Annotated in this window: 25 protein-coding genes and 2 pseudogenes; 14 read left to right on the top strand and 13 right to left on the bottom strand. The window is 66.5% G+C overall.

What is annotated here, in order from left to right:
- Positions 1-89: 89 nt before the first annotated feature.
- The 6 genes from lptD (at position 90) to ABQ137_RS04730 (ending at position 7,202) form a co-directional block, all read left to right on the top strand.
- Positions 90-2,522, top strand: coding sequence for an LPS-assembly protein LptD (gene lptD, locus ABQ137_RS04755; protein ID WP_024938280.1), 2,433 nt, complete (start codon positions 90-92; stop codon positions 2,520-2,522).
- Positions 2,519-3,919, top strand: coding sequence for a peptidylprolyl isomerase (locus tag ABQ137_RS04750; protein WP_046345755.1), 1,401 nt, complete (start codon positions 2,519-2,521; stop codon positions 3,917-3,919). Before lptD ends, ABQ137_RS04750 begins: the two co-directional genes overlap by 4 nt.
- Before the next feature lie 4 nt (positions 3,920-3,923).
- Entirely contained in the window at positions 3,924-4,892 is a 969-nt protein-coding gene (gene pdxA, locus ABQ137_RS04745) for a 4-hydroxythreonine-4-phosphate dehydrogenase PdxA (protein ID WP_184516266.1), read from the top strand.
- Between the two features lie 113 nt (positions 4,893-5,005).
- Positions 5,006-5,794: a 16S rRNA (adenine(1518)-N(6)/adenine(1519)-N(6))-dimethyltransferase RsmA gene (gene rsmA / locus ABQ137_RS04740; RefSeq protein WP_184516263.1), complete on the top strand. Its 789-nt coding sequence runs from the start codon at positions 5,006-5,008 to the stop codon at positions 5,792-5,794.
- Positions 5,795-5,830: 36 nt separating this feature from the next.
- Positions 5,831-6,214 carry a Co2+/Mg2+ efflux facilitator ApaG/CorD gene (apaG, locus tag ABQ137_RS04735; RefSeq protein ID WP_039523655.1) on the top strand — a complete coding sequence of 128 codons (384 nt, stop codon included), beginning with the start codon at positions 5,831-5,833 and terminating at the stop codon, positions 6,212-6,214.
- 28 nt (positions 6,215-6,242) lie between these two features.
- Complete coding sequence (locus ABQ137_RS04730) at positions 6,243-7,202, top strand: symmetrical bis(5'-nucleosyl)-tetraphosphatase (protein ID WP_024938285.1); 960 nt, start codon at positions 6,243-6,245, stop codon at positions 7,200-7,202.
- A gap of 207 nt (positions 7,203-7,409) precedes the next feature.
- Here the strand turns inward: ABQ137_RS04730 and ABQ137_RS04725 are convergent, their stop codons facing one another.
- The 8 genes from ABQ137_RS04725 to ABQ137_RS04690 all read right to left on the bottom strand — a co-directional run bounded on the left by ABQ137_RS04725 (position 7,410) and on the right by ABQ137_RS04690 (position 13,027).
- Positions 7,410-7,904, bottom strand: coding sequence for a dihydrofolate reductase (locus tag ABQ137_RS04725; RefSeq protein WP_184516260.1), 495 nt, complete (start codon positions 7,902-7,904; stop codon positions 7,410-7,412).
- The gene (locus ABQ137_RS04720; protein ID WP_184516257.1) at positions 7,901-8,188 is read right to left on the bottom strand and encodes a hypothetical protein; all 288 of its coding nucleotides are present in this window, start codon (positions 8,186-8,188) and stop codon (positions 7,901-7,903) included. Before ABQ137_RS04720 ends, ABQ137_RS04725 begins: the two co-directional genes overlap by 4 nt.
- Positions 8,189-8,241: 53 nt before the next feature.
- Positions 8,242-9,036: a thymidylate synthase gene (locus ABQ137_RS04715; RefSeq protein WP_104555959.1), complete on the bottom strand. Its 795-nt coding sequence runs from the start codon at positions 9,034-9,036 to the stop codon at positions 8,242-8,244.
- Positions 9,033-9,923 (bottom strand): prolipoprotein diacylglyceryl transferase, encoded by an 891-nt coding sequence (lgt, locus tag ABQ137_RS04710; protein WP_024938288.1) that lies wholly within the window; start codon positions 9,921-9,923, stop codon positions 9,033-9,035. Before lgt ends, ABQ137_RS04715 begins: the two co-directional genes overlap by 4 nt.
- 54 nt (positions 9,924-9,977) lie before the next feature.
- The gene (locus ABQ137_RS04705) at positions 9,978-10,469 is read right to left on the bottom strand and encodes a TPM domain-containing protein (RefSeq protein ID WP_184516254.1); all 492 of its coding nucleotides are present in this window, start codon (positions 10,467-10,469) and stop codon (positions 9,978-9,980) included.
- A complete protein-coding gene (locus ABQ137_RS04700; RefSeq protein ID WP_184516251.1) occupies positions 10,469-11,365 on the bottom strand; it encodes a TPM domain-containing protein in 897 nt (298 codons plus the stop codon). Before ABQ137_RS04700 ends, ABQ137_RS04705 begins: the two co-directional genes overlap by 1 nt.
- A 385-nt stretch (positions 11,366-11,750) precedes the next feature.
- Positions 11,751-12,383: a LemA family protein gene (locus ABQ137_RS04695; RefSeq protein ID WP_046346231.1), complete on the bottom strand. Its 633-nt coding sequence runs from the start codon at positions 12,381-12,383 to the stop codon at positions 11,751-11,753.
- Between the two features lie 263 nt (positions 12,384-12,646).
- Positions 12,647-13,027 (bottom strand): diacylglycerol kinase, encoded by a 381-nt coding sequence (locus ABQ137_RS04690; RefSeq protein WP_184381326.1) that lies wholly within the window; start codon positions 13,025-13,027, stop codon positions 12,647-12,649.
- A gap of 318 nt (positions 13,028-13,345) precedes the next feature.
- On the opposite strand from ABQ137_RS04690, the gene ABQ137_RS04685 reads away from it, so the two are divergent.
- Positions 13,346-14,047 carry an SGNH/GDSL hydrolase family protein gene (locus ABQ137_RS04685; RefSeq protein ID WP_184516248.1) on the top strand — a complete coding sequence of 234 codons (702 nt, stop codon included), beginning with the start codon at positions 13,346-13,348 and terminating at the stop codon, positions 14,045-14,047.
- Positions 14,048-14,337: 290 nt separating this feature from the next.
- On the opposite strand, the gene ABQ137_RS04680 is transcribed toward ABQ137_RS04685, so the two are convergent.
- From ABQ137_RS04680 to ABQ137_RS04670, 3 genes are all read right to left on the bottom strand, one after another.
- Positions 14,338-15,609, bottom strand: coding sequence for a sensor histidine kinase (locus tag ABQ137_RS04680; protein WP_184516246.1), 1,272 nt, complete (start codon positions 15,607-15,609; stop codon positions 14,338-14,340).
- Positions 15,610-15,753: 144 nt separating this feature from the next.
- The gene (locus ABQ137_RS04675; RefSeq protein WP_002811889.1) at positions 15,754-16,467 is read right to left on the bottom strand and encodes a response regulator transcription factor; all 714 of its coding nucleotides are present in this window, start codon (positions 16,465-16,467) and stop codon (positions 15,754-15,756) included.
- Between the two features lie 104 nt (positions 16,468-16,571).
- The gene (locus tag ABQ137_RS04670; RefSeq protein WP_181106135.1) at positions 16,572-17,240 is read right to left on the bottom strand and encodes an arylesterase; all 669 of its coding nucleotides are present in this window, start codon (positions 17,238-17,240) and stop codon (positions 16,572-16,574) included.
- 103 nt (positions 17,241-17,343) lie between these two features.
- Here ABQ137_RS04670 and ABQ137_RS04665 point away from each other — a divergent pair, with 103 nt between their 5' ends.
- From ABQ137_RS04665 to ABQ137_RS04635, 7 genes are all read left to right on the top strand, one after another.
- Positions 17,344-17,949 carry an ABC transporter ATP-binding protein gene (locus tag ABQ137_RS04665; RefSeq protein WP_257998620.1) on the top strand — a complete coding sequence of 202 codons (606 nt, stop codon included), beginning with the start codon at positions 17,344-17,346 and terminating at the stop codon, positions 17,947-17,949.
- Positions 17,946-20,429, top strand: a complete 2,484-nt coding sequence (locus ABQ137_RS04660; protein WP_349781362.1) for an ABC transporter permease — start codon at positions 17,946-17,948, stop codon at positions 20,427-20,429. The genes ABQ137_RS04665 and ABQ137_RS04660 overlap by 4 nt, the downstream gene beginning before the upstream one ends.
- A gap of 194 nt (positions 20,430-20,623) precedes the next feature.
- A complete protein-coding gene (locus ABQ137_RS04655) occupies positions 20,624-21,541 on the top strand; it encodes a TauD/TfdA dioxygenase family protein (protein ID WP_349781360.1) in 918 nt (305 codons plus the stop codon).
- Positions 21,542-21,626: 85 nt separating this feature from the next.
- Entirely contained in the window at positions 21,627-22,673 is a 1,047-nt protein-coding gene (locus ABQ137_RS04650) for an ABC transporter substrate-binding protein (protein WP_065032035.1), read from the top strand.
- A 3-nt stretch (positions 22,674-22,676) separates the two neighbouring features.
- On the top strand, positions 22,677-23,516 hold the full coding sequence (locus ABQ137_RS04645; protein ID WP_039523625.1) for an ABC transporter ATP-binding protein: 840 nt from the start codon (positions 22,677-22,679) through the stop codon (positions 23,514-23,516).
- Positions 23,513-24,397, top strand: a complete 885-nt coding sequence (locus ABQ137_RS04640) for an ABC transporter permease (protein WP_046345740.1) — start codon at positions 23,513-23,515, stop codon at positions 24,395-24,397. The genes ABQ137_RS04645 and ABQ137_RS04640 overlap by 4 nt, the downstream gene beginning before the upstream one ends.
- Before the next feature lie 185 nt (positions 24,398-24,582).
- Positions 24,583-24,936, top strand: a complete 354-nt coding sequence (locus tag ABQ137_RS04635; RefSeq protein ID WP_024938302.1) for a DMT family protein — start codon at positions 24,583-24,585, stop codon at positions 24,934-24,936.
- 127 nt (positions 24,937-25,063) lie between these two features.
- Here the strand turns inward: ABQ137_RS04635 and ABQ137_RS04630 are convergent.
- Both ABQ137_RS04630 and ABQ137_RS20670 read right to left on the bottom strand, forming a co-directional pair.
- A pseudogene (locus tag ABQ137_RS04630) lies at positions 25,064-25,270 on the bottom strand (DUF6607 family protein); the annotation flags it as partial.
- A gap of 119 nt (positions 25,271-25,389) precedes the next feature.
- Positions 25,390-25,510, bottom strand: a pseudogene (locus ABQ137_RS20670) (DUF6607 family protein); the annotation flags it as partial.

Here is a 25,510-nt window from a genome sequence, read left to right as displayed (position 1 = left end):
GAACCTCGCCCTCCCGACCAGGGAGCTCTTCATTGCCCCTATGCGGGGTATACGGCAAGCTAGTCGCCATTTTATTGGTTGAATCACGCGTGCGCCGAGTTCTCCGCCTGCTGCCCCTGCCTTTGAGCATCGCCATCTGCCTCCCGGCCATGGCTGCCGACAAGCCGTTGAACTGGGGACTGTGCCCGGCCGTGGATCCGCTGCCAGGCTTCGACGGCGCGCCCGCCGCAGATGCCAAGGCCGCCGAGATGCGCCAGCAGTTGCCGACCGACATCGAAGGCGACCAGCTGTCCGGCACCAGCACCACCCCGCAGTACCAGGGCAATGTGGCGCTCAAGCGCGGCGACCAGTTCCTGGGCGCCGACAACCTGCGCATGGACACCGAGACCGGCAACTACATCGCCGAAGGCCATGTCCGCTACCAGGACACCTCCTTCCGCATGGTCGCCGACCGCGCCGAAGGCAATCAGGACACCGACGCCCACAAGGTCACCAACATCCAGTACCAGCTGGTGGACCGGCGCGGCAACGGCGCGGCCGAGTCGGTGGACCTGCAGGGCCAGGTCGGGCAGATGCACCGCTCGACCTATACCACCTGCGATCCCTCGCAGCCGATCTGGCGCGTGCGCGCGCCGGAAATCGACGTCGACAACGAAGAAGGCTTCGGCACCGCCCGCAACGCCGTGCTGCAGATCGGCAAGGTGCCAGTGCTGTACTTCCCCTGGTTTAAGTTCCCGATCGACGACCGTCGCCAGACCGGCCTGCTGTTCCCGCAGTTCGGCCTGTCCGGTCGCAATGGCTTCGACTACCTGCAGCCGATCTACCTGAACCTGGCGCCGAACTACGACGCGACCCTGCTGCCACGCTACATGAGCAAGCGCGGTTTCATGTTCGGCACCGAGTTCCGCTACCTGTATGAAGGCGGTCGCGGCGAGATCACCGGCAACTACCTGCCCAACGACAAGTTGCGCGACAAGGATCGCGGCAGCGTCTTCTATAGCGGCTATCACAACGTCAACAAGTACTGGCAGGCGCGCGCCAGCATCTCCTGGGTCAGCGACACCCGCTATGTGGAAGACTTCACCAGCCGCCTGAACGGCATGGGCTCGGCCTCCAGCCTGCAGAGCACCGTCGGCATCTACGGTACCGGCGAAACCTGGACCGCCGGCCTGATGGCCGATCGCTGGCAGCTGACCGACTACACGCTGGACGAGCAGGCACTGCCCTACAACCGCCAGCCGCGCGCGTATTTCACCTGGGACAAACCATTCGGCATCTTCGAGGCCGGCGTGTACGCCGAAGCGGTGCGTTTCAACCACGACGACTCTTACTTTGTCAGGCCTCCGACCGACGGGAACACCAACGGTGACGACGGCGATGATTACGTGCGCACCAACATCCGCAACAAGGAATACGGCAGCGGTTCGCGCTTTGACATCAAGCCCTATATCTCGATGCCGCTGTCCGGCGCAGCCTGGTTCTTCACTCCGACCGTGGCATGGCGCTACACCGCGTATCAGCTGGATTCGACGCTGGCCAACACCGCGCCGCTGACCGGCGACCGTTCTCCGTCGCGCAGCCTGCCGATCGCATCGGTGGACGCCGGTCTGTATTTCGACCGCGAGACCTCGGTATTCGGCACCAACTATCTCAACACGCTGGAACCGCGCATGTACTACCTGTACGTGCCGTACCGCGACCAGGACGATCTGCCGGTCTTCGATACCCGCCCGTTCACCTTCAGCTACGGGCAGTTGTTCCGCGACTCACGCTACACCGGCGCCGACCGTCAGAACGATGCCAACCAGCTGACCCTGGCAGTGACCTCGCGCTGGCTGCGCCAGGACGATGGCCGCGAGAAACTGTCGCTGAGTGCGGGGCAGATCCTGTACTTCAACGACTCGCTGGTCACCATCAACAACAGCACCAACACTGCCACGGGCGGCAGCGAGCAGCCGATCGAGCAGGGCAAATCCGCCTGGGTGGCCGACGCCAACTACATGATCAACGACCGCTGGTCGATGGGCGCCACCTATCAATGGAACCCGAATTCGCGCAAGGAAGATCTGGCCAGCCTGCGTACGCGCTACCTGCTCAACAACGACGGCATCATCAATCTGGCGTATCGCTACCGTCGCAACCTGATCGATGACAGCGACCAGCTCAAGCAGGCCGACTTCTCCTTCCTGTACCCGATCAACCCCAGCTGGAGTGCGGTCGGCCGTTATTACTACTCGCTGCTGGACCGCAAGCCACTGGAAATCATCGGTGGCGTGCAGTGGGACAGCTGCTGCCTGGCGGTGCGCGCGCTGGTGCGCCGGTTCGTGCGCAACCGCAATGGCGAGATGGACAACTCCATCCAGGTGGAGTTCGTGCTGAAGGGCCTGAGCTCGTTCGGGCAGAACACGGACCGCACTTTGCGCCGTGCTATTCTCGGCTATTACCGCGACGACCTGTACCTGGTCCCGCCCAGCAATACCACGACTAATCCGGACGATTACGATCCGAACTTGATTCCATGACCAAGCCTTTCTCTGTTGTTCTTGCCTCGCTGCTGGTACTCACCAGCACGCTCTCGCCGTTGGCCTCGGCACAGCAATCCCAGCCGCTGGATCGCATTGCCGCCATCGTCGATGAAGACGTGGTGCTGCAGAGCGAGCTCGATCGCGCCGTACGCAACGTCAAGTCGCAGTACGCCGGTCGGGAAAACCAGCTGCCGCCGGACGATGTCCTGCAGCGCCAGGTGCTGGAGCGTCTGGTCCTGGTCAAATTGCAGGTCGGGCGCGCCGATGGCAGCGGTATCCGTGTCAGCGACGAGGAACTCAACCGGGCAATCGCCAGCATCGCCCAGCAGAACGGCACCACTGTCGATGGCCTGCGCCAGAAACTGGCGGCCGACGGCATGGGCTATGGCGATTTCCGTGCTTCGGTGCGCGACGAAATCATCGTGCAGCGCCTGCGTCAGAGCTTTGCGCAGAGCCGCATCAGCGTGAGCGAAGGTGAAGTGGACACTGCGCTGGCGCAGCAGGCCACCACCGGCAGCCAATATCACCTGGCGCACATCCTGGTCGGCCTGCCGGAAGGCGCGACGGCCGATCAGATCGCCACCGGCCAGAAAAAGGTCGATGGCGTGAAGGCATTGATCGACAAGGGCGAGCTGGACTTCTCGGCAGCGGCAGTGCGGTATTCCGACAGCCCGAACGCGCTGGAAGGCGGCGACCTGGGCTGGCGCAGCCTGGACGAGATCCCCAACGCATTCGCCCAGCTGATCCGCGACATGCAGCCTGGTCAGGTCGCCGGCCCGTTGCGCGGCCCGAGCGGTTTCCAGTTGCTCAAGCTGGTGGAAATGCGCGACGCCAATGCCGGCGGCGAAAAGAAGCTGGTCACCGAATACAACGCACGCCACATCCTGGTGCGCATCAACGACAGCCAGACCGAAGCGCAGGCCAAGGCTAAGATCGACACGCTGCGTGCGCGCATCGTCGGTGGCGCCGATTTCCAGGCCACCGCGAAGGAGTCGTCCGAAGACACCAACAGCCGTGGCCAGGGGGGCGATCTGGGCTGGTTCCCGGCCGACGCATTCGGCCCGGACTTCGGCAAGCAGGTCGAAGGCCTGGCCGACGGCGCGGTGTCCGAGCCGTTCCGCACCCAGGCGGGTTGGCACATCGTGCAGCGCGTGGGCAGCCGTCAGACCGACGTCAGCGCCGAAAGCCAGCGTGCGCAGATCCGTGAAACGATCGGCCGCCGCAAGCTGGAAGAAGAGTACAACCGTTATCTGCAGGAACTGCGTGGCGAAGCCTACGTGAGCTTCCGCACCGGCGACCGCGCCGACGGCGATGCCAGTGCCGCTCCGGCCAAGCCAGCCGACCCTGCAGCGCCTGCCGCACCGACGCCGCCGCCGGCACAGCCGACGCGCTGATTCGATGCTCCCGTCGCTCGCGCTGGTGCCAGGCGAGCCGGCCGGGATCGGGCCGGAACTGTGCGTCCGGCTCGCCCAGCGGCCGCGCTCGGATGCCCACCTGATCGCCTACGCCGATCCGGACACCCTGCACAGCGCCGCAAAGGCGCTGTCTTTGTCTGTGCGGCTGCTCGATCCGGACCAGCGCGCCCGCGCGCCCGGCGACCTGCCGCTGCATCCGATCCCCCAGGCGGTGCCGACCCGTTTTGGCACCGCGGACCCCGCCAATGCGGCGGCGGTCATCGCCGGCCTGCGTGGCGCTGCCGGCGACTGCCTGTCCGGCAAGCTGCAGGGCATCGTCACCGGCCCGGTGCACAAGGCAGTGATCAATGCCGGCGGCATTCCCTACACCGGCACCACCGAGCTGCTGGCCGAGCAGGCGGGCTGCCCGGTGGTGATGATGCTGGCCAATGCCATCGTGCGTGTCGCCCTGGTGACCACCCATTTGCCGCTGCGCGCAGTGGCCGATGCGATCACTGCCGACGCGGTGACGCGCTGCCTGCGCATCACCGACGCCGCGATGCGACGCGACTTCGGCCTGGAGCGCCCGCGCATCGCGGTGCTGGGCCTCAATCCGCATGCCGGCGAAGATGGGCACCTGGGCCGGGAGGAACTGGACGTCATCATCCCGGTACTGGAGCAGCTGCGCGGCGGCGGCATGCAGCTGATCGGCCCGCTGCCGGCCGATACTGCATTCCTGCCGCAGAAGCTCAGCGGCTTCGATGCGGTGGTGGCGATGTATCACGACCAGGGCCTGCCGGTGCTCAAGTACAGCGGCTTCGAGCAGGCGGTCAACATCACGCTCGGCCTGCCCTATCCGCGCGTGGCGGTCGATCACGGCACCGCGCTGGAGCTGGCCGGGCGCGGTATCGCCGACCCGTCCAGCCTGATGGCGGCGACCGAGCTATGCGCGCGCCTGGCCGCACGCGGCTGAGCGGGACCTGATTGCCCGATCGACGGGGCGTCGCGTGCACGCAGCCCGTCTGGCGTGCCGGCGATGCGCAGAACCGGCACCGCGTGCAGGCGCTGCCACGTTAAACTGCGCACATGAATCATTCTTTCAGCGCACCGGCCAAGAAGTCGCTTGGCCAGCACTTTCTTGCCGACCGGTATTACATCGACCGCATCGTGCAGGCAGTGGACCCGCGCGCCGGCCAGCACCTGGTCGAAATCGGTCCTGGTCAGGGCGCAATCACCTTTCCGCTGCTGCGCAAGCACGGCGCACTGACCGTGATCGAATTCGACCGCGACCTGATCGCACCACTGACCGACGCCGCCGCACCGATCGGCGCGCTGAGCATCATCCATCGCGATGTGCTCAGTGTGGATTTCACTGCACTGGCCGATGGCACGCCGATCCGGCTGGTCGGCAACCTGCCCTACAACATCTCCTCGCCAATCCTGTTCCACGCGCTGGACCATGCCGGTGCGGTAGCCGACATGCACTTCATGCTGCAAAAGGAAGTGGTCGACCGCATGGCCGCCGGACCCGGCAGCAAGGTGTACGGGCGCTTGAGCGTGATGCTGCAGGCGTATTGCGAGGTCACCGCACTGTTCGTGGTGCCGCCGGGCGCATTCCGGCCGCCGCCGAAGGTGGACTCGGCGGTGGTACGGCTGGTGCCGCGCGATCCGGCCACGGTGCAGATCAGGGATCGGCGGCGCTTTGCCGACGTGGTGCGCGCCGGTTTCGGCCAGCGTCGCAAGACCCTGCGCAATGCCTTGTCCAACGTCTGCGAGCCTGCCCATTTCGAGGCCGCGCAGGTGCGTCCGGATGCTCGCGCCGAACAACTCGAGGTCGCGGATTTCATCCGCCTGGCCAATGTCGAGTCAGCTTGAGCGCCGCTCCCACACGGTTTTATTTAGACTTTCCGCATGCACGATGATCCGCGCTACCGGGTCGAGGTCGAGGTGTCGCCCCGCTTCCTCGCCCATCAATCGACCCCCGACGAAGGCCGCTATGCCTTCGCCTACAGCATCCGCATCCAGAACGCGGGGGCCGTGCCTGCGCGCCTGATCGCGCGCCATTGGCAGATCACCGACGCCAACGGACGCACCGAACGGGTGGATGGCGAAGGCGTGGTCGGCGAACAGCCCTGGCTGCGTCCCGGCGAGGCGTTCAGTTACACCTCCGGCGTGCTGCTGGAGACCGAGCAGGGACAGATGCAAGGTCATTACGACATGGTGGCCGACGATGGCACCGAATTCACCGCCCCGATCGCCGCCTTCGTGCTGAGCGTACCCAGGACGCTGCACTGATGGATGCTGGACTGATGGAGCGCACGCGATGAGCGTCTGGGCAATTGGCGACCTGCAGGGGTGTTACGACATCACCCAGCGCCTGCTGGAAAAAATCAACTTCGACCCCGCGCAGGACACCCTGTGGTTCTGTGGCGACCTGGTCAACCGCGGCGGTCAATCGCTGGAAACGCTGCGCCTGGTGCATTCGCTGCGCGCGCACAGCGTGGTGGTGCTGGGCAACCATGACCTGTCGCTGCTGGCGATCGGCGCGCGTTCGGAAGAGGAACAGCGCAAGGTCAACCCGGATTTGCTGCGCATCGTGCTGGCCGAGGACCGCGACCTGCTGCTCGACTGGCTGCGGATGCAGAAGCTGGCGCACGTGGACCGCGAACTGGGCTGGATGATGATCCATGCCGGGCTGGCGCCGAAATGGACCACGCAGATGGCCGAGAAACATGCGCGCGAGGTCGAGCAGCAACTGCAGGGCGGCGGCTATCGCAAACTGCTGCGCAACATGTACGGCGATCAGCCGGGCTGGTCGCCGGGCCTGAGCGGGTACGACCGCAGCCGCGCAATCATCAACCTGTTCACGCGCATGCGCTATTGCACCCCGCGCGGGCGCATTGCCACCGACGACAAGGGCACGCCGGGTACCCAGGCGCAGGGCCTGTATCCCTGGTTCGAAGTACCGGGCCGGGTCGAGCGCGATCTCAAGATCGTCTGTGGGCATTGGTCCGCACTCGGGCTGACCATCACCCAGGGCGTGCATGCCATCGATACCGGTGCGGTATGGGGCGGCAAACTCACCGCCTTGCAGCTGGATACCGACGAACTGCGCGTGGTGCAGGTGCCGGGAATCCCGATCACGCAGCCGTCGAAGACCGCACAGCGCAGCCGGCCACCGCGCCGCCGGCAACGCCAGCGTGGCGGTGGCGGAGACAATGCGAACGCAGGCACCGGCTCCGCCACTTCCAGTGCCGCCCCGCCCGCTGCCGCTGCGGACTAAGTAACGCGCGTGGCGGCGCACTGCCGCAGCATGCCGGGGTAATGCCTCGGCGCTTGCGAATCAGCCTGATCCTGCATCCGCCACGTGACTGGCAGGCTTGCACATTGGGCCTTTCGGCACGCAAGCGCATCGATTTGCATCGCTGTCTAGAAACCGCCGGACTGCATGCCCTCGGCAGCACCATCGTGCATGCGCTGCTAAGTGAGCTCAGCGCCGCTGATAGTCCACGTAATCGAATGCGAAGGCATGCCGCGCATCGGCCGCATGCGACGCGCGTTGCACCGGTTCCCACACGGCCGGGTCGATCGGTGGAAAGTAGGTGTCGGCCCGTTCCACGGTGGTGTCCACCTCGGTGACAGCCAGCAGGTCCGCACGCTCCATGGTCAGGCGATAGACCTCGCCGCCGCCGATCACGCACAGCTCCGGTGCACCTGCCGCCTCGGCCTGCGCAATCGCCTCATCGAGCGACGCCACCGCCTGCATGTCTGCGAACGGCACCTGCCCCGAACGCGTCAGCACCAGGTTCAATCGCCCCGGCAAGGCACGCCCCAGCGACTGCGCGGTCTTGCGCCCCATCAGGATCGGCTTGCCCACGGTCAGCGCCTTGAAGCGCTTGAGATCGTCCGGCAACTTCCACGGCAATTCGTTGTCGCGGCCGATGGCGTTGCTGCGGTCAAAGGCGACGATCAGGGTCAGTTTCATCGGTCCGGATACAGCGTGTCGTAGATTTTCATCGCGGCGTGCCGGCCCATCATTCCAAGGCAGAAAGCCACAAGGTACAACACGGCAATCACCGCCAGCGCCGCCGAAGACTGCCCGCCGAAGAGGTTCGTCAGCTGCAGGGGTTCGTCCTTGTACAAGGCAATACCGAAAAAGCCGATCGGTGCGATGAGCAGGATGCTCGTGAGATTCACCAACAGGCTGGCCTGCATTGCCATCAGCGAATCAGCCAGTTTTTCCCGTGCCTTGATCGAATGCTTGGCCATCACAGTGCTGTCGTCTCAAGTGGATGCCGGCGGACCATGCCGCAACTCGCTCGTCACACCGCCACCGGCGCCTTGATCGCCGGATGCGGGTCGTAACCCTCGATGGCGATGTCCTCGAAGCGGAACGCGAACAGGTCGTTGACGGCGGGATTCAGGCGCAGGCGCGGCAGCGCGCGCGGGGTGCGGGTCAGCTGCTCGCGTGCCTGCGCGAAGTGATTCGAGTACAGATGCGCATCGCCCAGCGTGTGCACGAAATCGCCCACGCCCAGGCCGGTGGCCTGCGCCACCATATGCGTCAGCAGTGCATAGCTGGCGATATTGAACGGCACGCCGAGAAAGATGTCGCCGCTGCGCTGATACAGCTGGCAGCTGAGCTTGCCGTTCACCACATAGAACTGGAACAGGCTGTGGCACGGCATCAAGGCCATCTGCGGCAGCTCGCCGACATTCCAGGCGCTGATCACCAGCCGGCGCGAATCCGGGTTGCGCTTGATCTCGTCCACCAGCCATTGCATCTGGTCGATCTCGACGCCGTCCGGGCCGGTCCAGCGCCGCCACTGCTTGCCGTAGACCGGGCCGAGATCGCCGTTGTCGTCGGCCCATTCGTCCCAGATGCGGACCTGGTGGTCCTTGAGATAGCCGATGTTGGTGTCGCCCTGCAGGAACCACAGCAGCTCATGGATGATCGAGCGCAGGTGCAGCTTCTTGGTGGTGACCAGCGGAAAGCCATCATTGAGGTCGAAGCGCATCTGCCAGCCGAACACGCTGCGCGTGCCGGTACCGGTGCGATCGGACTTCTCGGCGCCGTGTTCCAGCACATGCTGCAGCAGGTCCAGATAGGGCTTCACTTGGCCGCCTCCGCGCCCGCGGTCTGCGCCAGCATCGGCTGCAGCACTGGCGCGCGGCGCGACATCGCCAGCAACACCAGGCCGCCGATGATCAACGGAAGGCTCAGGATCTGCCCCATCGTCAGCCAGTTGAAGGCCAGGTAGCCGATCGGTGCATCCGGCACGCGCACGAATTCCACGATGAAACGGAACACGCCGTACAGCAGCGCGAACATCCCCGACACCGCATAGCGTGCGCGCGGCTTCATCGAGAAGGTCCACAGCACCACGAACATCACCACCCCTTCCAGCGCCGCCTCGTAGAGCTGCGAAGGATGGCGCGCGAACTGGTTCAACGCACCGGCGGCGTACTGCGCCTGGAGTTCTGCCGGCAACTTGCCGGCCAGTTCCGGTGCAAGCGGGAAGATCACGCCCCAGCCGGCATCGGTGAACTTGCCCCACAACTCGCCGCCGACGAAATTGCCGAGCCTCCCGAAGCCCAGGCCCAGCGGCACCAGCGGCGCCACGAAATCCATCACGTCGAAGAAGTGCAGCCGGTGCTTGCGCGCCCACAGCCCGCAGGCGATCAGCACGCCCAGCAGGCCGCCGTGGAAGCTCATGCCGCCCTGCCACACCTTGAACAGGATCAACGGGTTGGCCAGCAGGCTGTCGAACGCATAGAACAGCATGTAGCCGATGCGCCCGCCCAGCACCACGCCGAGCATGCCGTAGAACAACAGGTCGGAAAATCCGTCCATGTCCACGCCCGGCAGGCGGCCGCGCAGGATGCGCGAGCGTCCCAGTGCCCAGGCAGAGAAGAACGCGGCCAAGTACATCAACCCGTACCAGTGCACCTGCACCGGTCCAAGCGAGAAGGCGATGGGGTCGATGGCGTGCAGATAGATCATGCGGACCGCGGATCACGAAAAAGCGAGGCGTCTATTCTGACACCTCGCACGCGTTCAGCCTAAGAGCTGGGGACGATCGGGCAGCTCATCTTCATGCTGGGAGCCGGCAGCGGCAGGAAAATGCTCGGTCAACAGCTCGGTTACCGCCTCGATCCCGGCCAGCACCGCCGCCTCGTGCTCGCCCTCGCGCAGGAACTGCTGCATGCGCCGGCACACCTCGGCCCACTGCGCCTCCGGCACCCGGCTGCGCAGCCCACGGTCGGCGACCACTTCGATGGCGTGGTCGGCCAGCAGCAGATACAGCAGCACCCCGTTGTTGGCCTCGGTGTCCCAGGTGCGCAATTGCGCGAAGGCCTGCTCAGCACGCTGGCGCGCGGTGTGCCCGCGCCATAGCGCGCCCAGCGGCAGGTCGGCTTCCACCGCCACCATGACCTGGCCGGTATGGGTGCGCTCGCTGGCGGCAACCGCCGCGGCGATCGCGTCCATGCAGCCGGCCGGGAAACTGCGCTGCGCCGAGGGCGCGAAGACATGCCTGAGCCACCGCATTACCAGCTCCCCGAGGCGCCACCGCCTCCCGATGATCCGCCACCACCACCCCAGCCGCCGCCGCCAAAACCGCCGCGGCCACCGCCTCCAAAGCCACCGAATCCACCACCGCCCCAGCCACCGCCGCCGACAAAGCGCCCCGGCGAACCGGACGCCAGGCCGGCCAGCAGCCCGATCACCGCAGCGCCGGCGCTGGCAAACAACAGCGAGGTAAACAGCAGGGCGGCACCGCCAGCGGCGACGCCGGTCAGCAATGCACGCAGCGGCCGCGGCAGGGCGCCGAGAATGCCGCGCGCCACCATCGCGACCACAAAACCGATGAACAAGGCCATGATCCAGCCGCCGCCACCCGAGCCATTGCCGGCGCCGCCGTCGGCGTGCCCGCTGACCGGCGCCGGCAAGGCCTCGCCTTCGATCAGACCGGCCAGCGTCGCAGTCGCCGCACTGATGCCGCCGGCGTAGTCGCCCTCACGGAAGCGCGGCGCCAGATACTCCTGGATGATGCGGTTGGCCGTGATGTCGGGGATCGCACCTTCCAGGCCGTAGCCGGGCTGGATCCGCACCCGGCGGTCGTCCTTGGCCACCAGCAGCAACACACCGTCGTCCACGCCCTTGCGGCCGATCTTCCACTGGTCGAACACGCGCTGGGTGTACTGCTCGATCGCCTCCGGCTGCGTGGTCGGCACGATCAGGACCTGCAACTGCGCGCCCTTGCGCTGCTGCAAGGCCAGCGCCTGCTGCTCGAGTTGCCGGGTCTGCGTGGCGTCCAATGTGCCGGTGGTATCGACCACGGGCGAGTGCAGTGGCGGAATGGCTGCCAGATCCTGCGCCAGGAGCGAGGCCGGCAACAGCAACAGCGCCAACATCCAGAACACCCGCATGTAGTTCTTCCGCATTCGCAACTCCTGGCTGATTAGCACTGACACGTCATCGGCACTGGCTTGACTGATGCTTCTCCCTGCGGGAGAAGCTGCCCGAAGGGGCGGATGAGGATGCGAGCGAAGCTTCGTGTGAATGAATAACGCACAGGTTTCGCCTAGTCCCCTCCCCCGCACCGCGCCCCAGCCCTCGTTAGCAGCGTGGCCGCTCCAAGACACGTGCGCCAGCGGCGCGCAAGCCGTGCCTTATCGCCCCCAAGGCAGAGAGGCTTGATGTGCCGCTCCTGAAAGTTGGCATTGATCCAACTGACGATCGATGGGTTGCCATCGCAAACCTAACGATTGCCTCGACATGCCGTGCGGCATATTGCGCAGTATTTGGTACTGCGCAAATTGCATGTGTTTACTGCGCGGGCTGCGGTTGCTGCGCAGGCTGCTGCTGCGGCGCCTGCTGATTACCGAAATCCACCTGCGGTGCGCGCGAAATCTGCGCCTCGTTTTCCACGCTGAAATTGGGCTTGGGTTGGTAGCCGAAGATCTTGGCGGTGATCACCTGCGGAAACGAACGGATGTAGGTGTTGTACTCCTGCACCGTCTGGATGTAGCGACCGCGCGCCACGGTGATGCGGTTTTCGGTGCCTTCCAGCTGCACCTGCAGATCGCGGAACGACTGGTCGGATTTCAGCTGCGGATAGTTTTCGCTGACCACCAACAGGCGCGACAGTGCGCTGCCGAGTTCGCCCTGCGCCTGCTGGAACTGCTTGAGCGAGGCTTCGTCGTCGGCATTGACCTGGATCTGCCCGACCCGCGAGCGCGCATTGGTCACCTCGGTCAGCACCTGGCGCTCCTGCTGGGCATAGCCCTGCACGGTGCGCACCAGATTGGGAATCAGGTCGGCGCGACGCTGATACTGATTCAGCACCTCCGACCAACCTGCCTTGACGCCTTCTTCCTTCTGCTGGATCGCGTTGTAGCCGCAACCGGACAGCGAGACGGTCAGGATCAGCAACACCAGGGCGCGAATCAGGACGGGCATGCAGGCGATTCCGTTGAAAGAGAGCCGCAGCATGCCACGCGGCGAGTCAAGCCGGCATGCACGCGTGCGCCTGGCAGGCGATTCGACCAGGCACGATGACGCCCGGCCATCGGCAGAAGCAGTCGCGGCATGCCGCGTGACAGGTTGATACGTCAGCTGGCGCGATCCGGTGCGTCCCATCGCAACGAAGGTCTCCATGCACCTGCCAATCCAGTCGCCTACAGAAGCCGACTGGCAGCTGCGCGTCGCGCAGCCCACACTCTTCAGAGCAAGCGCGGCAGCAGGATCAGCCCCCAGCACAGCAGCACATTGATCAGCAGCAGGAACACCGCAGCCGAGCCCATGTCCTTGGCGCGGCCGGCCAGCACGTGGTGCTCGGGGCCGTAACGTTCGATCACCGCCTCGATGGCCGAGTTCAGCAGTTCGGCGGCCAGCACGATCAGCAACGGCGCGATCAGCGCAATGCGTTCCAGGCCGGACTGGCCAAGCCACAGCCCCAGCGGCAGCAGAACTGCCGCCAGGCACACCTCCAGCCGAAACGAGGATTCGTGCAGCCATGCCGCGCGCAGGCCCTGCCATGACCAGACCGCTGCCTTGAGCATGCGGCGCGGACCGCGTGGCACGTGTCCCAGTTGATCGGCCATGCGTCAGTGCTTCCGGCCGCAAGGGCATATCTGGGGACGGCTCGAACGCATGGCGTGGTCACTGCTGGGGAAAGTGCGAATCTTGCACCGTCGTGCAGCGCGCCGCCAGGGCGTGACCGAGTGCCGCAACAGCTGGCGTTGGGCCTGCAAGGCCGTCAGATGCTGCCGCATGGCGCAGTCTTTTCCACATTGCCGGTGCAGGCCCGGCGGCAGGCTCTGCGAGCAACCCGTGGCAGGCGCTGAACGCCCGCCGGTTTGCCCTCGGCTTCCAGCCTGTCGCACCATGGTGGTCCGCTTCACTGTCGCAGGTTCTTTCGCATGACCAAACATCCCTTGCGCACGCTGCTGTGCGCGCTTGCCTTGTTGTCCGGCCACGTCCACGCCGCCGCCCCGCACACCGCGCCACAGATACCGGCGCAGGTGTCCAACGCCGCCTGGGAAGACGACATGCGGCGCTTTTCCGACAGTGATGCGCAACAACCGCCGCCCAAGCACGGCATCGTCTTCGTCGGCAGTTCGTCGATCCGTTTCTGGGACACGCTGGCCCAGGATTTCCCCGGCATGCCGGTGATCAATCGCGGCTTCGGCGGTTCGGAAGTGCGCGACAGCACCTGGTACGCCGACCGCATCGTGGTCCCGTATGCGCCGCGCCAGGTGGTGCTGTATGCCGGCGACAACGATCTCAACAGCGGCCGCACGCCGCAGCAGGTGCGCGACGACGTGCTGGCATTCGTGCAGCGCATCCGCCGTGATCTGCCCACCGCGCGCATCAGCTATCTGTCGATCAAACCCAGCCCGTCGCGCGCTCATCTGCTGCCTTCGATCGTCACTGCCAACCGCCTGATCAAGGACGCACTCGCGCCGCTGCCGCGCGTGGACTACGTGGACGTATACACGCCGATGCTCGACGCCGACGGCAAACCGCGCGCCGAGCTGTTTCGCCAGGACATGCTGCATATGACCGCCGATGGCTATGCCATCTGGCGCAAGGCGGTGGCCCCGGTGTTGGAGCAGAAGTAGCGCCCTGCAGGTCGATCTGGCGAGGCGCTTGCCAGATCGGTCGATCAATTGCGGCAAGCGATCCCGCAGATGCAGCTGGCGTCTGCGGTGGATCAGCGAGGCGGACAGCCTCATGCTACGCGGTGGAAATAGCTGCGTCGTCAATCGCAAACGGCGCCCCAGGCGCATGCAGCGCGTCTGCCTCATTAGCAGACGGTCCCAAACCAGCCAAACCTTATCGATCAGTGCTGCGGGCGCTCCCCCGCGGCAACGGATGGCGACAGACCGCGCGAGCCAAGACTATCGTTAACTCAGGCCACCACCACCGCAACCGAGGTGCCGACACCGGACTCGCTATGCAGTTCGATCCGCCAGCCAAAGCGATCGCACAGCCGGCGCACGATCGACAGGCCCAGACCGGTGCCCTGCGGGCGGGTGGGATCGGCGCGGAAGAACGGCTCGAATGCGCGCGCGCGCGCTTCCTCGCTCATGCCGATGCCGGTGTCGCGCACGATGATGCGGTCCTGGGTGACTTCCACTTCGATGCTGCCGGTGTCGGTATAGGCACAGGCGTTGCGCAGCAGGTTGCTGAGCACCACCCGCATCACCCGCGGCGGGGCGAACATCTGCAGGCTGCGGTCGCCGACCATCGTCAGGGACACCGGCTTGTCGCCCAGCAGTTCGCGGGCGCTGTCGACTTCCTCGCTGGCCAGTTCGGCGGCATCGAAGGTTTCGCTTTGCGGGTCGATCTCGGCCTCGCGCGCCAGGATCAGGAAGGCGTCGATCACTGCTTCCATGTCGCGGCCGGCACGCTGGATCCGGCGCAGGCTGCGCTGGGTGCGCTGCGACAGTTCGTCGTCGGCCAGCGCCATGTCGCTGGCCACCCGGATCACCGTCAACGGTGTGCGCAGCTCATGGCTGGCATCGCGGGTGAAATTGCGCTCCCGTGCGACATGATCGCTGACCCTCTGCCCCAGCGCATGCAGCGCGGCGGCCAATTGCCGCGTCTCACCCTGCAGATCGGCAGGCAACCGCTCCGGCGCCAGTTCGTCGACATCGGGATTGCGCGGATCCCACTGCGACACGCGCCGCGCCAGCCAGCTGACCGGCGAGACCAGCCGCTTGGAAATCCGGTAGGTCACCCAGAACACGCCATAGATCGCCAGCAGCACCAGCATCGCCGGCACCACCCCGAACCAGAGTGTCAGGTGCGCCGCCCGCGAGCGTGGGAACACCAGGTACAAGCGCCCTTCCGGACGTTGGTCGACATACACCATGGCGTCGGCGGCGGCCACTTCGCTGAAGCCCGGCGACAACTGCTGCAACGCCGCGGGCGCAGGATCGCGGCCCTGGCCGGCGGGCGAAAAATAGCCCTGGATGTTGCGTGTATTCGGCGGCGGATTGCTCGGCGCGCTCTTGTGCAGGCGCCAGAAATGCACTGCCTCGTCGGCAAGCACGGTGCGCACCAGGCTGTACTTGATCACGAAGGACAGCAGATAGCCGCCCAACACGATCGCCAGGCTCGCCAGGGCGACCTGCAGCAGGAAGGCGAGACGTATTTTTCGTGGAAGCCCGTGCGGCATTGCTGCATCCAGGGGAGAGCGCCGGATTATAGGCAACGCTTCCGTAAGCCCGTCGTGCAGCCAGACGGCAGCACGCGGAAGCGACAGGCGCGTGGGCGCCTAAAGGAGGTGACCGGCCGCCAGAACGGCGGCCGGCCGGTGACATCAGGCCATCGGCTGGGCGATGTCGGCGATGCGATAGCCGGCGCTCTGCACGGTGTGCAGCAACGGACGGTCGAACGGCTTGTCGATGATCTTGCGCAGGTTGTACAGATGGCTGCGCAGGGTGTCCGAATCCGGCAACCCGTTGCCCCAGATCTCGCGCTCGATTTCCTGGCGGGTGACCACCCGCGGCGACTCGCGCATCAGGATGGTGAGCAGGCGCAGGCCGATCGGCGAGAGCTGCAGCTCGGTGCCGGCGCGGGTGGCGCGCATGCTGACCGGATCGAGCACCAGGTCGGCGACCTTGAGCACTTCCGAGCCGACCTGGCGGCGCTCGCGGCGGATCAGCGCACGCAGGCGCGCTTCCAGTTCCTGGATCGCAAACGGCTTGGTCAGGTAGTCGTCGGCACCGAAACCCAGACCGGTGAGCTTGTCGTCCAGCGTGTCGCGGGCGGTCAGCATCAGTACCGGGGTGGACTTGCGTGCGTCGTTACGTAGGCGGCGACACACTTCGATGCCGTCCAGACGTGGCAGCATGAGATCCAGCACGACCACGTCGTAGCTGTTCTCGGCGGCCAGACGGTAGCCGTCGAGTCCGTCCTGCGCATAGTCGACCTCGAAGCCACGGCCTTCCAGGTACTCGCCGATCATTTCAGAGATATTGCGGTTGTCTTCAACGACCAGCACGAGGCCGGACGTTTCCTTGGTCTGACGCATGGACTTTCCTCGGTCTTCAGCTTTGTGAAACATGCCGGATCGGCAGTGGAAAGGGCGTGAAGACCAACTAACGTTCTGTGACGGCGCGCGGTGGCCGCCGGTTGTCAGCGCCCGAGCAACGGACGCAGCGCCGGCCACACCGTTTCCAGCACCCTGGGCTGGGCAGCGGCAGTGGGATGCAGGCCGTCCGCCTGCATCAGCCCTGGCTGCAGCGCGACCTTTTCCAGGAAAAACGGCACCAGCGCGGTTTTGTACTGCCTGGACAGGTCGGCGTAGCTCGCCTTCAGGCGCTCACGGTAGGCGGGGCCGTAGTTGGGCGGCACATCGATGCCCAGCAGCAGCACCTTCGCCCCGGCCTGCTGGCTGAGCTGGATCATCTTTTCCAGGTTGCCCTTGAGCTGGGCTGGGGTCAGGCCGCGCAGCGCATCGTTGCCGCCGAGTTCGATCACCACCACGCCGGGGCGGTGCTTCTGCAGCAGGCCGGGTAGCCGCGTCAGCGCACCGGAGGTGGTTTCGCCGCTGATGCTGGCATTGACGACCGCCGGTGGCGTCGCCATGTCACGCTTGAGGCGTTGGTCCAGCAGGGTGACCCAGCCGGACTGCACCGGGATGTTGTGCGCAGCGCTCAGGCTGTCGCCGACCACCAGGATCGGTGCGGTCGCCACCGGACTTTTGGCAGAGGCAATTCCCGGCGCAAGCAGGGACAGTGTCAGCAGCCACAGGACCAGCGCGCCATATCGCAGTGTTCTTTCACGCATTCGGAGATTCCTCATCGACAGTCTGGCCCCCCGCTCCAGCACCCGCACCGCCATCGACGTCCGCGAGGTCGGCAAGTCCGTCAGCGGACCGGAGGGAACACTCCACATCCTCGACAACATCAGCTTGACGGTCAGTGAAGGCGACAGTATCGCCATCGTCGGCGCGTCCGGCTCGGGCAAGACCACCCTGCTCGGCCTGCTGGCCGGGCTGGACCTGCCCAGCCGCGGCAGCATCGCGCTCTCCGGCCAGCAGCTGGGCCAGTTGGACGAAGAGGCGCGCGCCGCCCTGCGCGCGCGCGAGGTGGGCTTCGTGTTCCAGAGCTTCCACCTGCTGCCGGCGCTCACCGCCGAAGAAAACATCGCGCTGCCACTGGAACTGGCGGGGCGCGAGGATCCGGCGCGGGTGCGCGAGGTGCTGGAGGCGGTGGGCCTGAGCGCGCGCGCGCGCCACTACCCGCGCCAGCTGTCCGGCGGCGAGCAGCAACGTGTGGCGCTGGCACGCGCGTTCGTGGCCAAGCCGCGCATCCTGTTTGCCGACGAGCCTACCGGCAGCCTGGACCAGGCCACCGGCGCGCAGATCAGCGACCTGCTGTTTGCGCTCAATGCCACCAGCGATACCACGCTGGTGCTGGTGACCCACGACATGACGCTGGCGCAGCGCTGCAACCACATCTACCGCATCGACAGCGGCCGCCTGCACGCCCAGCCCGGTTCGGCCGCATGAACGTGCTGCGCCAAGCCGCGCGCGCGGTACGCCGCGAATTCCTGGCCGGCGACCTGCTGACCGTGTTCGCCGCGCTGGTGCTGGGCGTGGCGGTGATGACGGCCGTCGGCACGCTGGTCGATCGGGTGACCCTGGCGCTGACCTCCAGCGCGGCCGAGGTGCTCGGTGGCGATCTGGGCGTGACCGGCCGCCAGGAGATTCCGGCCGACTTCGCCGCGGAAGCGCAGCGGCGTGGCTTGCAGAGCACGCGCATGGTCAGCTTCCCCAGCGTGCTGTTCCATGGCGACGCCAGCCAGATGGCCAATATCCGCGGGGTCGGCGCGGGCTACCCATTGCGTGGGCAATTGCTGGTGTCCACGGACAGTGCCGGCATGCAGGGCAAGCCGGCGGGCGCACCACCGCCGGGCCAGGCCTATGCCGATCCCCGGCTGCTGGAGGCCCTGGGCCTGCGCGTGGGCGAACAGCTGGAATTCGGCGCCGGCCATCTCACCATCACCGGCGTGTTGCGTGCCGAACCGGATGCCTCCGGCGAGCTGATGCAGCTGTCGCCGCCGCTGCTGGTCAATCGCGCCGATATTGATGGTGCCGGCCTGCTCGGCCCGGGCAGCCGCGCCTCGTACCGGCTGATGTTTTCCGGCGCGCCCGCTGCCATCGCCGACTTGCGTACCTGGCTGAAACCGCGCGCCAGCGAATACCGCCTGGTCGGCATCGAGGACACCCAGCGCGGCATGCGCGCGGCGTTCGACCGTGCGGGCCGTTTCCTGGCCCTGTCGGCGTTGCTGGCGGTGCTGTTGTCCGGTGTGGCCACTGCCTTGGCAGCCAACCGCTTTGCGATGCGGCGTATCGACACCGTGGCGGTGTTGCGCTGCCTGGGCGCACATCAGCGCGACATCCTGGCGATGCTGTCGCTGCAATTGCTGTTGACCGCGATCCCTGCCTGCCTGGTCGGTATCGGCTTAGGCATGCTCGCGCAGGAAGGCCTGGTGCAGGCGCTGGGCAGCCTGATCCCGAACCGGCTGCCGCTGCCGCAGGCCACCCCTGCCCTGGCGGGCGCAGGCATCGGCCTGGTGCTGTTGCTGGGCTTCGGCCTGCCGCCGCTGCTGCGGCTGCGCAACGTGCCGCCGATGCGCGTGCTCAACCGCAGCTTTGCCGCGGTGCCGCCGAGTTCCTTGCTGGTCTACGCCGCGGCATTGGCGGCCACGTTGGCGCTGACCGTGTACGCGACCGGCAACCTGGTGCTGGCCGGCTGGGTGCTGGGTGGTCTGGCCGCATTGGCGCTGGTGGCGATGGCGCTGGGACTGGGTCTGCTGGCCTTGCTACGGCCGATCCAGCACCGCCTGCGCGGCGCCTGGAAGCTGGGCCTGGCCTCGCTGACGCGGCGCCGCGGGCTGAGCGTGGTGCAACTGGTCGGGCTGTCGCTGTCGTTGTGCGCGCTGCTACTGCTGGCGGTGGTCGGCCCCGGCCTGCTCGGGCAATGGCGCGATCGGCTGCCGGCGGACACGCCCAACTATTTCCTGATGAATATCCAGCCCGAGCAGACCGAACCGGTGCTGCAGACGTTGCGCGGCCTGGGTGTGCAGGATGCGGCCGTGGAGCCGTTTTCGACCGGGCGCCTGGTGGCGATCAACGACAAGCCGCCGCTGCGCGGCGACCGCGATCCGGCCGACGATGGCGACGGCGACAACCGGCCGGTCAATTTCTCCTGGCGGCATGCATTTCCGCCGGCAAACACCTTGCTGGAAGGCAAGTTCTGGGCGGCCGACAGCATCGCGCCGGAGGCTTCGGTGGAAGAAGGCTGGGCGCAGCGGTATCAGCTCAAACTGGGCGACCGCATCACCCTGCTGCTGGGCGAGCAGCAGCGCAGCTTCACCGTCACCAGCATCCGCAAGGCCGACTGGGACTCGTTCCGGGTCAATTTCTTCCTACTGCTCAACCAGGGCTCGGTCGGCGATGCGCCGTACAACCTGATTTCCAGCTTCCACCTGCCGCCCGGCAATGCACCCAAGCTGGCGGCGCTGAGCCGCGACTACCCCAACATTTCGGTGCTGGACATCGATGCGATCCTCGGCCGCGTACGCGAGGTGATCGACCAGGTGGCGCAGGCGGTGCAACTGGTGATGGGTTTCAGCCTGCTGGCCGGCGTGCTGGTGCTGCTGGCGGCCTTGCAGGCCACCGCCGGCGAGCGTCGCTATGACAGCGCGGTGCTGCGCACGCTGGGCGCGCGTCGCGGCCAGTTGCGTGGTGCGGTGCTGGTGGAGTTCGGCGCGCTCGGTCTGCTGGCGGCGACGCTGGCGGTGACCGCCGCCGCGGTGATCGGTGCGGTGGTCGGGCAAAAGGCGTTCGAGATCGCATTGACGCCGGACTGGCCGCGCCTGCTGCTCGGCGGCGCGTTTGGCCTTGCGCTGAGCCTGCTGGCCGGCTGGTCGGGCACGCGACGCATCCTGTCCACGCCACCGGCGTTGGCACTGCGGACCGATTAAGGCCGGGTCGGTTGAACCCGCGGACGGGCGGCGCGCAGGCGTCGCCCGTCCGCGTTCCGTCACACCGCTGCATATACCGGCAGCGCATAAGCACCTTGCCAATCGTACGTTCGCAGCGGCGACCGGACTGCCTACAGTGGTGTGTCCGGCCGCCGGCCCAGGCGGCCATCCGTTGCCGTCGAGGTGCCACCGTCATGGCCAGCGTCACTTCCGCTGCGCGTGCGCAGCCGCCGCGCGATGCGGTTTCCACAGAGCATTCTTCCAGTGTCCGGATCGTACCGTTCGATGCCCCGCTGGGCGCTGAAGTGATCGGCCTGGATCTGTCACAGCCACCGGATGCAGACACCTTTGCGCGCATCCATCAGGCGCATCTGGACTACCACGTGCTGGTGTTCCGCGAGCAACGCATCACACCGGCGCAGCAGGTCGCTTTCAGCCGTCGCTTCGGCCCGTTGCAGATCCATGTGCTGCGCAACTTCCAGTTGCAAGGACATCCGGAAGTGCTGGTGGTATCCAACATCAAGGAGAACGGCGAGCCGATCGGTCTGGGCGATGCCGGCCACTACTGGCACTCGGACCTGTCGTACAAGGACACCCCCAGCCTGGGATCGTTGTTGCATGCGCAGGAACTGCCCAGCGAAGGCGGCGACACCTTGTTCGCCAACCAGCACCTGGCCTGGCAGACCCTGCCCGACGCGCTCAAGCACGCGGTGCAGGACCTGCGTGCCGAGCACAGCTATCTGGCCAAGTACGAAGAACTGCGTGCGCGCAATCCGTGGCGCCCGGCGCTGACGCCGGAGCAGATTGCCGAAGTGAAGCCGGTGCAGCATCCGATCGTGCGCACCCATCCGGAAACCGGCCAGAAAGCGCTGTTTGTCAGCGAGCATTTCACCACCCGCATCGTCGGCTTGCCCGACGACGAAAGTGCTGCGCTGCTGCAGGCCCTGTTTGAACACAGCACCGGCGATGCGCTGGTGTATCGGCATCGCTGGCAGCCGCACGACATGGTGTTCTGGGACAACCGCTCGGTCATGCATCTGGCCGCCGGCACGCCCGATCATCTGCGTCGCCGGCTCAACCGCACCACCATCGAAGGCGATGCGCCGTTCTAGCCAAGGTGCTGCCTCGCGCGCGTTTCGCAACACGTAATGCGCTGGGAAACGCGCCTTCTTCCTCCCCCCTCGACTGGAGCGCCGCATGCGTTTGACCGTCACCTCTCACGCACGTCCTCAGCGCCGACGTTTTTCCCGACGTGTCACGCTGCTGCTCCTGGCCGCATTGCCGTTGCTGCACAGCGCGCATGCGCAGGCCGAAGGAAAGCTGCGCATCGCCAAACAGTTCGGCATCGTCTATCTGTTGCTGGACGTGGCGCAGGATCAGAAGCTGATCGAGCAGCAGGGCAAGGCGGCCGGCGTGGACATCGACGTGCAGTTCCTGCAGCTGTCCGGTGGCGCGGCCGTCAACGATGCCCTGCTGACCGGTTCGATCGATATCGCCGGTGCCGGCGTCGGGCCGTTGTTCACCATCTGGGACCGCACGCATGGCCGCCAGAACGTGCGCGGCGTGGCGTCGCTGGGCAACTTCCCGTACTACCTGATCAGCAACAATCCGCGCATCAAGAGCATCGGCGATTTCACCCCGCAGGACCGCATCGCGGTGCCGGCCACCGGCGTGTCGGTGCAGTCGCGTTTCCTGCAGCATGCCTCCCAGCAACGCTGGGGCGACAAGGGCACCCACCAGCTGGATCCGCTGCAGGTCGCCTTGCCGCACCCGGACGCGGCCGCCGCAATCATCCGTGGCCGCACCGAGATCACCGCGCATTTCGCCAGCCCGCCATTCCAGGAGCAGGAACTGGCGCGCAACCCGGCCGCGCACATCGTGACCAGTTCCTACGAGATCGAAGGCGGCCCCTCCTCGGCCACCGTGCTGTATGCCACCGAGAAATTCCGCCGCGACAATCCCAAGACCTATCGCGCCTTCGTCGCGGCGCTGGATCAGGCCGCACGCTTCGTCACCGCGCATCCGGAGCAGGCGGCGGATATCTTCCTGCGTCGCAATGGCTCGAGCATCGATCGTGCGCTGGTGCTGCAGATCCTCAAGGACCCGAAAGTGCAGTTCACCGTGGTGCCGCAGAACACGCTGGGGCTGGGCAAATTCATGCAGCACAGCAGTGCGATCAAGCAGACCCCGAGCAAGCTGAGCGACTACTTCTTCGACGATCCGCTGATTGCGGGCGGGAGTTGAGCGATGAGTCCGTCCACACCATTGCTGCAGGTCGATCACGTCAGCCTGGAATACGCCTCGGCGCAACGCGTGGTGCGCGCCACCCATCGCGTGCGCTTCGATGTGCATGAAGCCGATCGCTTCGTGCTGCTGGGCCCCTCGGGTTGCGGCAAATCCACCCTGCTCAAGGCGGTGGCCGGCTTCGTCACCCCGCGCGAGGGGCAGATCCGTCTGGATGGCAAGGCGGTCACCGGGCCGGGGCCGGACCGGGTGGTGGTGTTCCAGGAATTCGATCAGCTGGCGCCCTGGAAGACGGTGCGCGAGAACGTGGTGTTCGGCCTGCGCGCAGCCCGCAAGCTGTCGCGTGCCGAGGCGCGCGAACGTGCCGACGACAGCCTGGCGCAGGTCGGGCTGAGCGCGTTTGCCCAGGCCTACCCGCACACCTTGTCCGGCGGCATGAAGCAACGCGTGGCGATTGCACGCGCGCTGGCGATGCGGCCGCGCGTGTTGCTGATGGACGAGCCGTTCGCCGCACTCGATGCGCTGACGCGTTCGCGCATGCAGGAGCAGGTGCTGGAGCTGTGGGAGCAATCGCGCTTCACCTTGTTGTTCGTCACCCATTCGATCGAGGAGGCGTTGGTGGTCGGCAATCGCGTGCTGCTGTTGTCGCCGCATCCGGGCCAGGTGCGCGCCGAGCTCAACGCGCATGCGTTCGGCCCGCACAGCGCCGGCAGCGTGGCGTTCCAGCAGACCGCGCAGCGCATTCATCGGCTGCTGTTCGACCTGCCCGACGACGCCCTGGAAGACGCCAAGGTGGCGCCGCTGCGTCGCCCGGCCGAGCGCCAACGCGAGGCGCTGCCATGAGCCGCAGCAACGCCACCGCGCTGCCGCCACTGCCACCGGTGCGGGCCGAGTACGAAGTCGCCCTGCAGCCGCTGGACCCGGCATTGGTTGCAGCCGCCGCGCCGACGCGCTGGCAGGCACCGCCGTGGCTGCGCAAGGCGCTGGTGCTGGTGGTGCTGGTCGCGGTGTGGGAGATCGCCGCACGCGTGGTCGGCGACGATCTGATGCTGCCCAGCGCGCTGCAGACCGCACGCGCGTTCTACGACGGGCTGCTGTCCGGCGAGCTGCTGCGCCGCGTGGGCGCTTCGCTGCGCGTACTGGCGCAGGGCTATGCGCTCGGCGTGGTGCTGGCCTTCGTGCTGACCGCGCTGGCCGCTTCCACGCGCTGGGGCCGCGACGTGCTCGGCACGCTGACCGCCATGTTCAATCCGCTGCCGGCGATCGCGCTGCTGCCGCTGGCCTTGCTGTGGTTCGGCCTGGGCACCGGCAGCCTGGTGTTCGTGCTGGTGCATTCGGTGCTGTGGCCGCTGGCGCTGACCACCTACGCCGGTTTCCAGGCAGTGCCGGAAACCCTGCGCATGGCCGGGCGCAACTACGGACTGCGTGGGCCACGCTATGTGGCGCAGCTGCTGATTCCCGCCGCGCTGCCGGCGATCCTGTCCGGGTTGAAGATCGGCTGGGCCTTCGCCTGGCGCACCCTGATCGCCGCCGAGCTGGTGTTCGGCGCCACCTCCGGCCAGGGCGGCCTGGGCTGGTACATCTTCCAGAACCGCAACGAGCTGTATACCGATCGCGTGTTCGCCGGCCTGGCGATGGTGATCGTGCTGGGGCTGCTGGTGGAAGGCGTGGTGTTCCAGGCCATCGAGCGGCTGACCGTGCGCCGCTGGGGCATGCAGCGCTAAGGAGTGAGCGCGGGAGCCACTGGCGCAGCGATGCATAACCAGGCGTTTTGCCTGGCCACGCTGCAGATGAACGTGTTGCGCCGGCCACCAACGCCCTGAGCCCGCGTGCCGGGCTCATCGGCACGGTCGCGTGCGCTTAACGGGGCTGGCTTATGCTGCCGGCCCCTTACCTGCCGTCTGCCGTCATGCCTACCGCCCCCTTCACTGCCTATCTGTATCCGGTGCTGTTGCTGATCGCCAGCAACGTGTTCATGACCTTTGCCTGGTACGGGCATCTGAAGTACAAGAGCACGCCGCTGATGATCGCGATCCTGGTCAGCTGGGGCATCGCGTTCTTCGAATACTGCCTGCAGGTACCGGGCAACCGCCTGGGCAGCGCGGTGTACTCGGCGCCGCAGCTCAAGGGCATGCAGGAGGTGATCACGCTGCTGGTATTCGCCGGCTTCTCGACCTTCTACCTGGGCCAGTCGTTGAAGTGGAATCACTGGGCCGCATTCGGCTTGATCCTGGTCGCGGCATTCCTGATGTTCAAGGAATAACGACCAAGCGCCGTCTCGCCGGTAGGAGCGCACCCGGGCGCGACCTCGCGTGAGCGTCCCGCGGCGCGATGGGCCTTCTCGGGAATGCCACGTCGCGCCCGGGTGCGCTCCTACGGCATGCGGGTGGCTAATTCGCCGGTTCGATCCACTGCGCGAACACCGCGTCCTGCTGCGCGTCCTTGACCCGCTTGCCGCTCTGCACCGCCTCGGCCTGCTGGAACATCGGCATGATCATCGCCATGCCGTCCGGTTTGGTCTTCAGATGCAGGCCGGGGGGCGTATCGAGCAACCTGGCCCAGCGCGTGCGCACCTTGGCCCCATCGCTCTGGGCGCCCAGCCGTCTCGCTCGTAGGAGCGCACCAGGGCGCGACCTCGCAGAAGCGTCCTGCGGTGCGATGGACCTTCTCGGGAATGCACGTCGCGCCCGGGTGCGCTCCTACGGCATGCGGGTGGCTAATTCGCCGGTTCGACCCACTGCGCGAACACCGCGTCCAACTGCGCGTCCTTGACCCGCTTGCCGCTCTGCACCGCCTCGGCCTGCTGGAACATCGGCATGATCATCGCCATGCCGTCC

This window comes from Xanthomonas sp. WHRI 8393, assembly GCF_040203315.1.
Classification (GTDB): Bacteria; Pseudomonadota; Gammaproteobacteria; order Xanthomonadales; family Xanthomonadaceae; genus Xanthomonas; species Xanthomonas arboricola.
This window is presented reverse-complemented; position numbering and strand designations above follow the sequence as displayed.

Bases quoted from the DNA above. Each gene is read 5' to 3' on its own strand.
- ABQ137_RS04750 (WP_046345755.1), top strand. From the start codon at position 2,519: ATGACCAAGCCTTTCTCTGTTGTTCTTGCCTCGCTGCTGGTACTCACC.
- pdxA (WP_184516266.1), top strand. From the start codon at position 3,924: ATGCTCCCGTCGCTCGCGCTGGTGCCAGGCGAGCCGGCCGGGATCGGG.
- rsmA (WP_184516263.1), top strand. From the start codon at position 5,006: ATGAATCATTCTTTCAGCGCACCGGCCAAGAAGTCGCTTGGCCAGCAC.
- apaG (WP_039523655.1), top strand. From the start codon at position 5,831: ATGCACGATGATCCGCGCTACCGGGTCGAGGTCGAGGTGTCGCCCCGC.
- ABQ137_RS04730 (WP_024938285.1), top strand. From the start codon at position 6,243: ATGAGCGTCTGGGCAATTGGCGACCTGCAGGGGTGTTACGACATCACC.
- ABQ137_RS04725 (WP_184516260.1), bottom strand. From the start codon at position 7,904: ATGAAACTGACCCTGATCGTCGCCTTTGACCGCAGCAACGCCATCGGC.
- ABQ137_RS04720 (WP_184516257.1), bottom strand. From the start codon at position 8,188: ATGGCCAAGCATTCGATCAAGGCACGGGAAAAACTGGCTGATTCGCTG.
- lgt (WP_024938288.1), bottom strand. From the start codon at position 9,923: ATGATCTATCTGCACGCCATCGACCCCATCGCCTTCTCGCTTGGACCG.
- ABQ137_RS04705 (WP_184516254.1), bottom strand. From the start codon at position 10,469: ATGCGGTGGCTCAGGCATGTCTTCGCGCCCTCGGCGCAGCGCAGTTTC.
- ABQ137_RS04700 (WP_184516251.1), bottom strand. From the start codon at position 11,365: ATGCGGAAGAACTACATGCGGGTGTTCTGGATGTTGGCGCTGTTGCTG.
- ABQ137_RS04695 (WP_046346231.1), bottom strand. From the start codon at position 12,383: ATGCCCGTCCTGATTCGCGCCCTGGTGTTGCTGATCCTGACCGTCTCG.
- ABQ137_RS04690 (WP_184381326.1), bottom strand. From the start codon at position 13,027: ATGGCCGATCAACTGGGACACGTGCCACGCGGTCCGCGCCGCATGCTC.
- ABQ137_RS04685 (WP_184516248.1), top strand. From the start codon at position 13,346: ATGACCAAACATCCCTTGCGCACGCTGCTGTGCGCGCTTGCCTTGTTG.
- ABQ137_RS04680 (WP_184516246.1), bottom strand. From the start codon at position 15,609: ATGCCGCACGGGCTTCCACGAAAAATACGTCTCGCCTTCCTGCTGCAG.
- ABQ137_RS04675 (WP_002811889.1), bottom strand. From the start codon at position 16,467: ATGCGTCAGACCAAGGAAACGTCCGGCCTCGTGCTGGTCGTTGAAGAC.
- ABQ137_RS04670 (WP_181106135.1), bottom strand. From the start codon at position 17,240: ATGAGGAATCTCCGAATGCGTGAAAGAACACTGCGATATGGCGCGCTG.
- ABQ137_RS04660 (WP_349781362.1), top strand. From the start codon at position 17,946: ATGAACGTGCTGCGCCAAGCCGCGCGCGCGGTACGCCGCGAATTCCTG.
- ABQ137_RS04655 (WP_349781360.1), top strand. From the start codon at position 20,624: ATGGCCAGCGTCACTTCCGCTGCGCGTGCGCAGCCGCCGCGCGATGCG.
- ABQ137_RS04650 (WP_065032035.1), top strand. From the start codon at position 21,627: ATGCGTTTGACCGTCACCTCTCACGCACGTCCTCAGCGCCGACGTTTT.
- ABQ137_RS04645 (WP_039523625.1), top strand. From the start codon at position 22,677: ATGAGTCCGTCCACACCATTGCTGCAGGTCGATCACGTCAGCCTGGAA.
- ABQ137_RS04640 (WP_046345740.1), top strand. From the start codon at position 23,513: ATGAGCCGCAGCAACGCCACCGCGCTGCCGCCACTGCCACCGGTGCGG.
- ABQ137_RS04635 (WP_024938302.1), top strand. From the start codon at position 24,583: ATGCCTACCGCCCCCTTCACTGCCTATCTGTATCCGGTGCTGTTGCTG.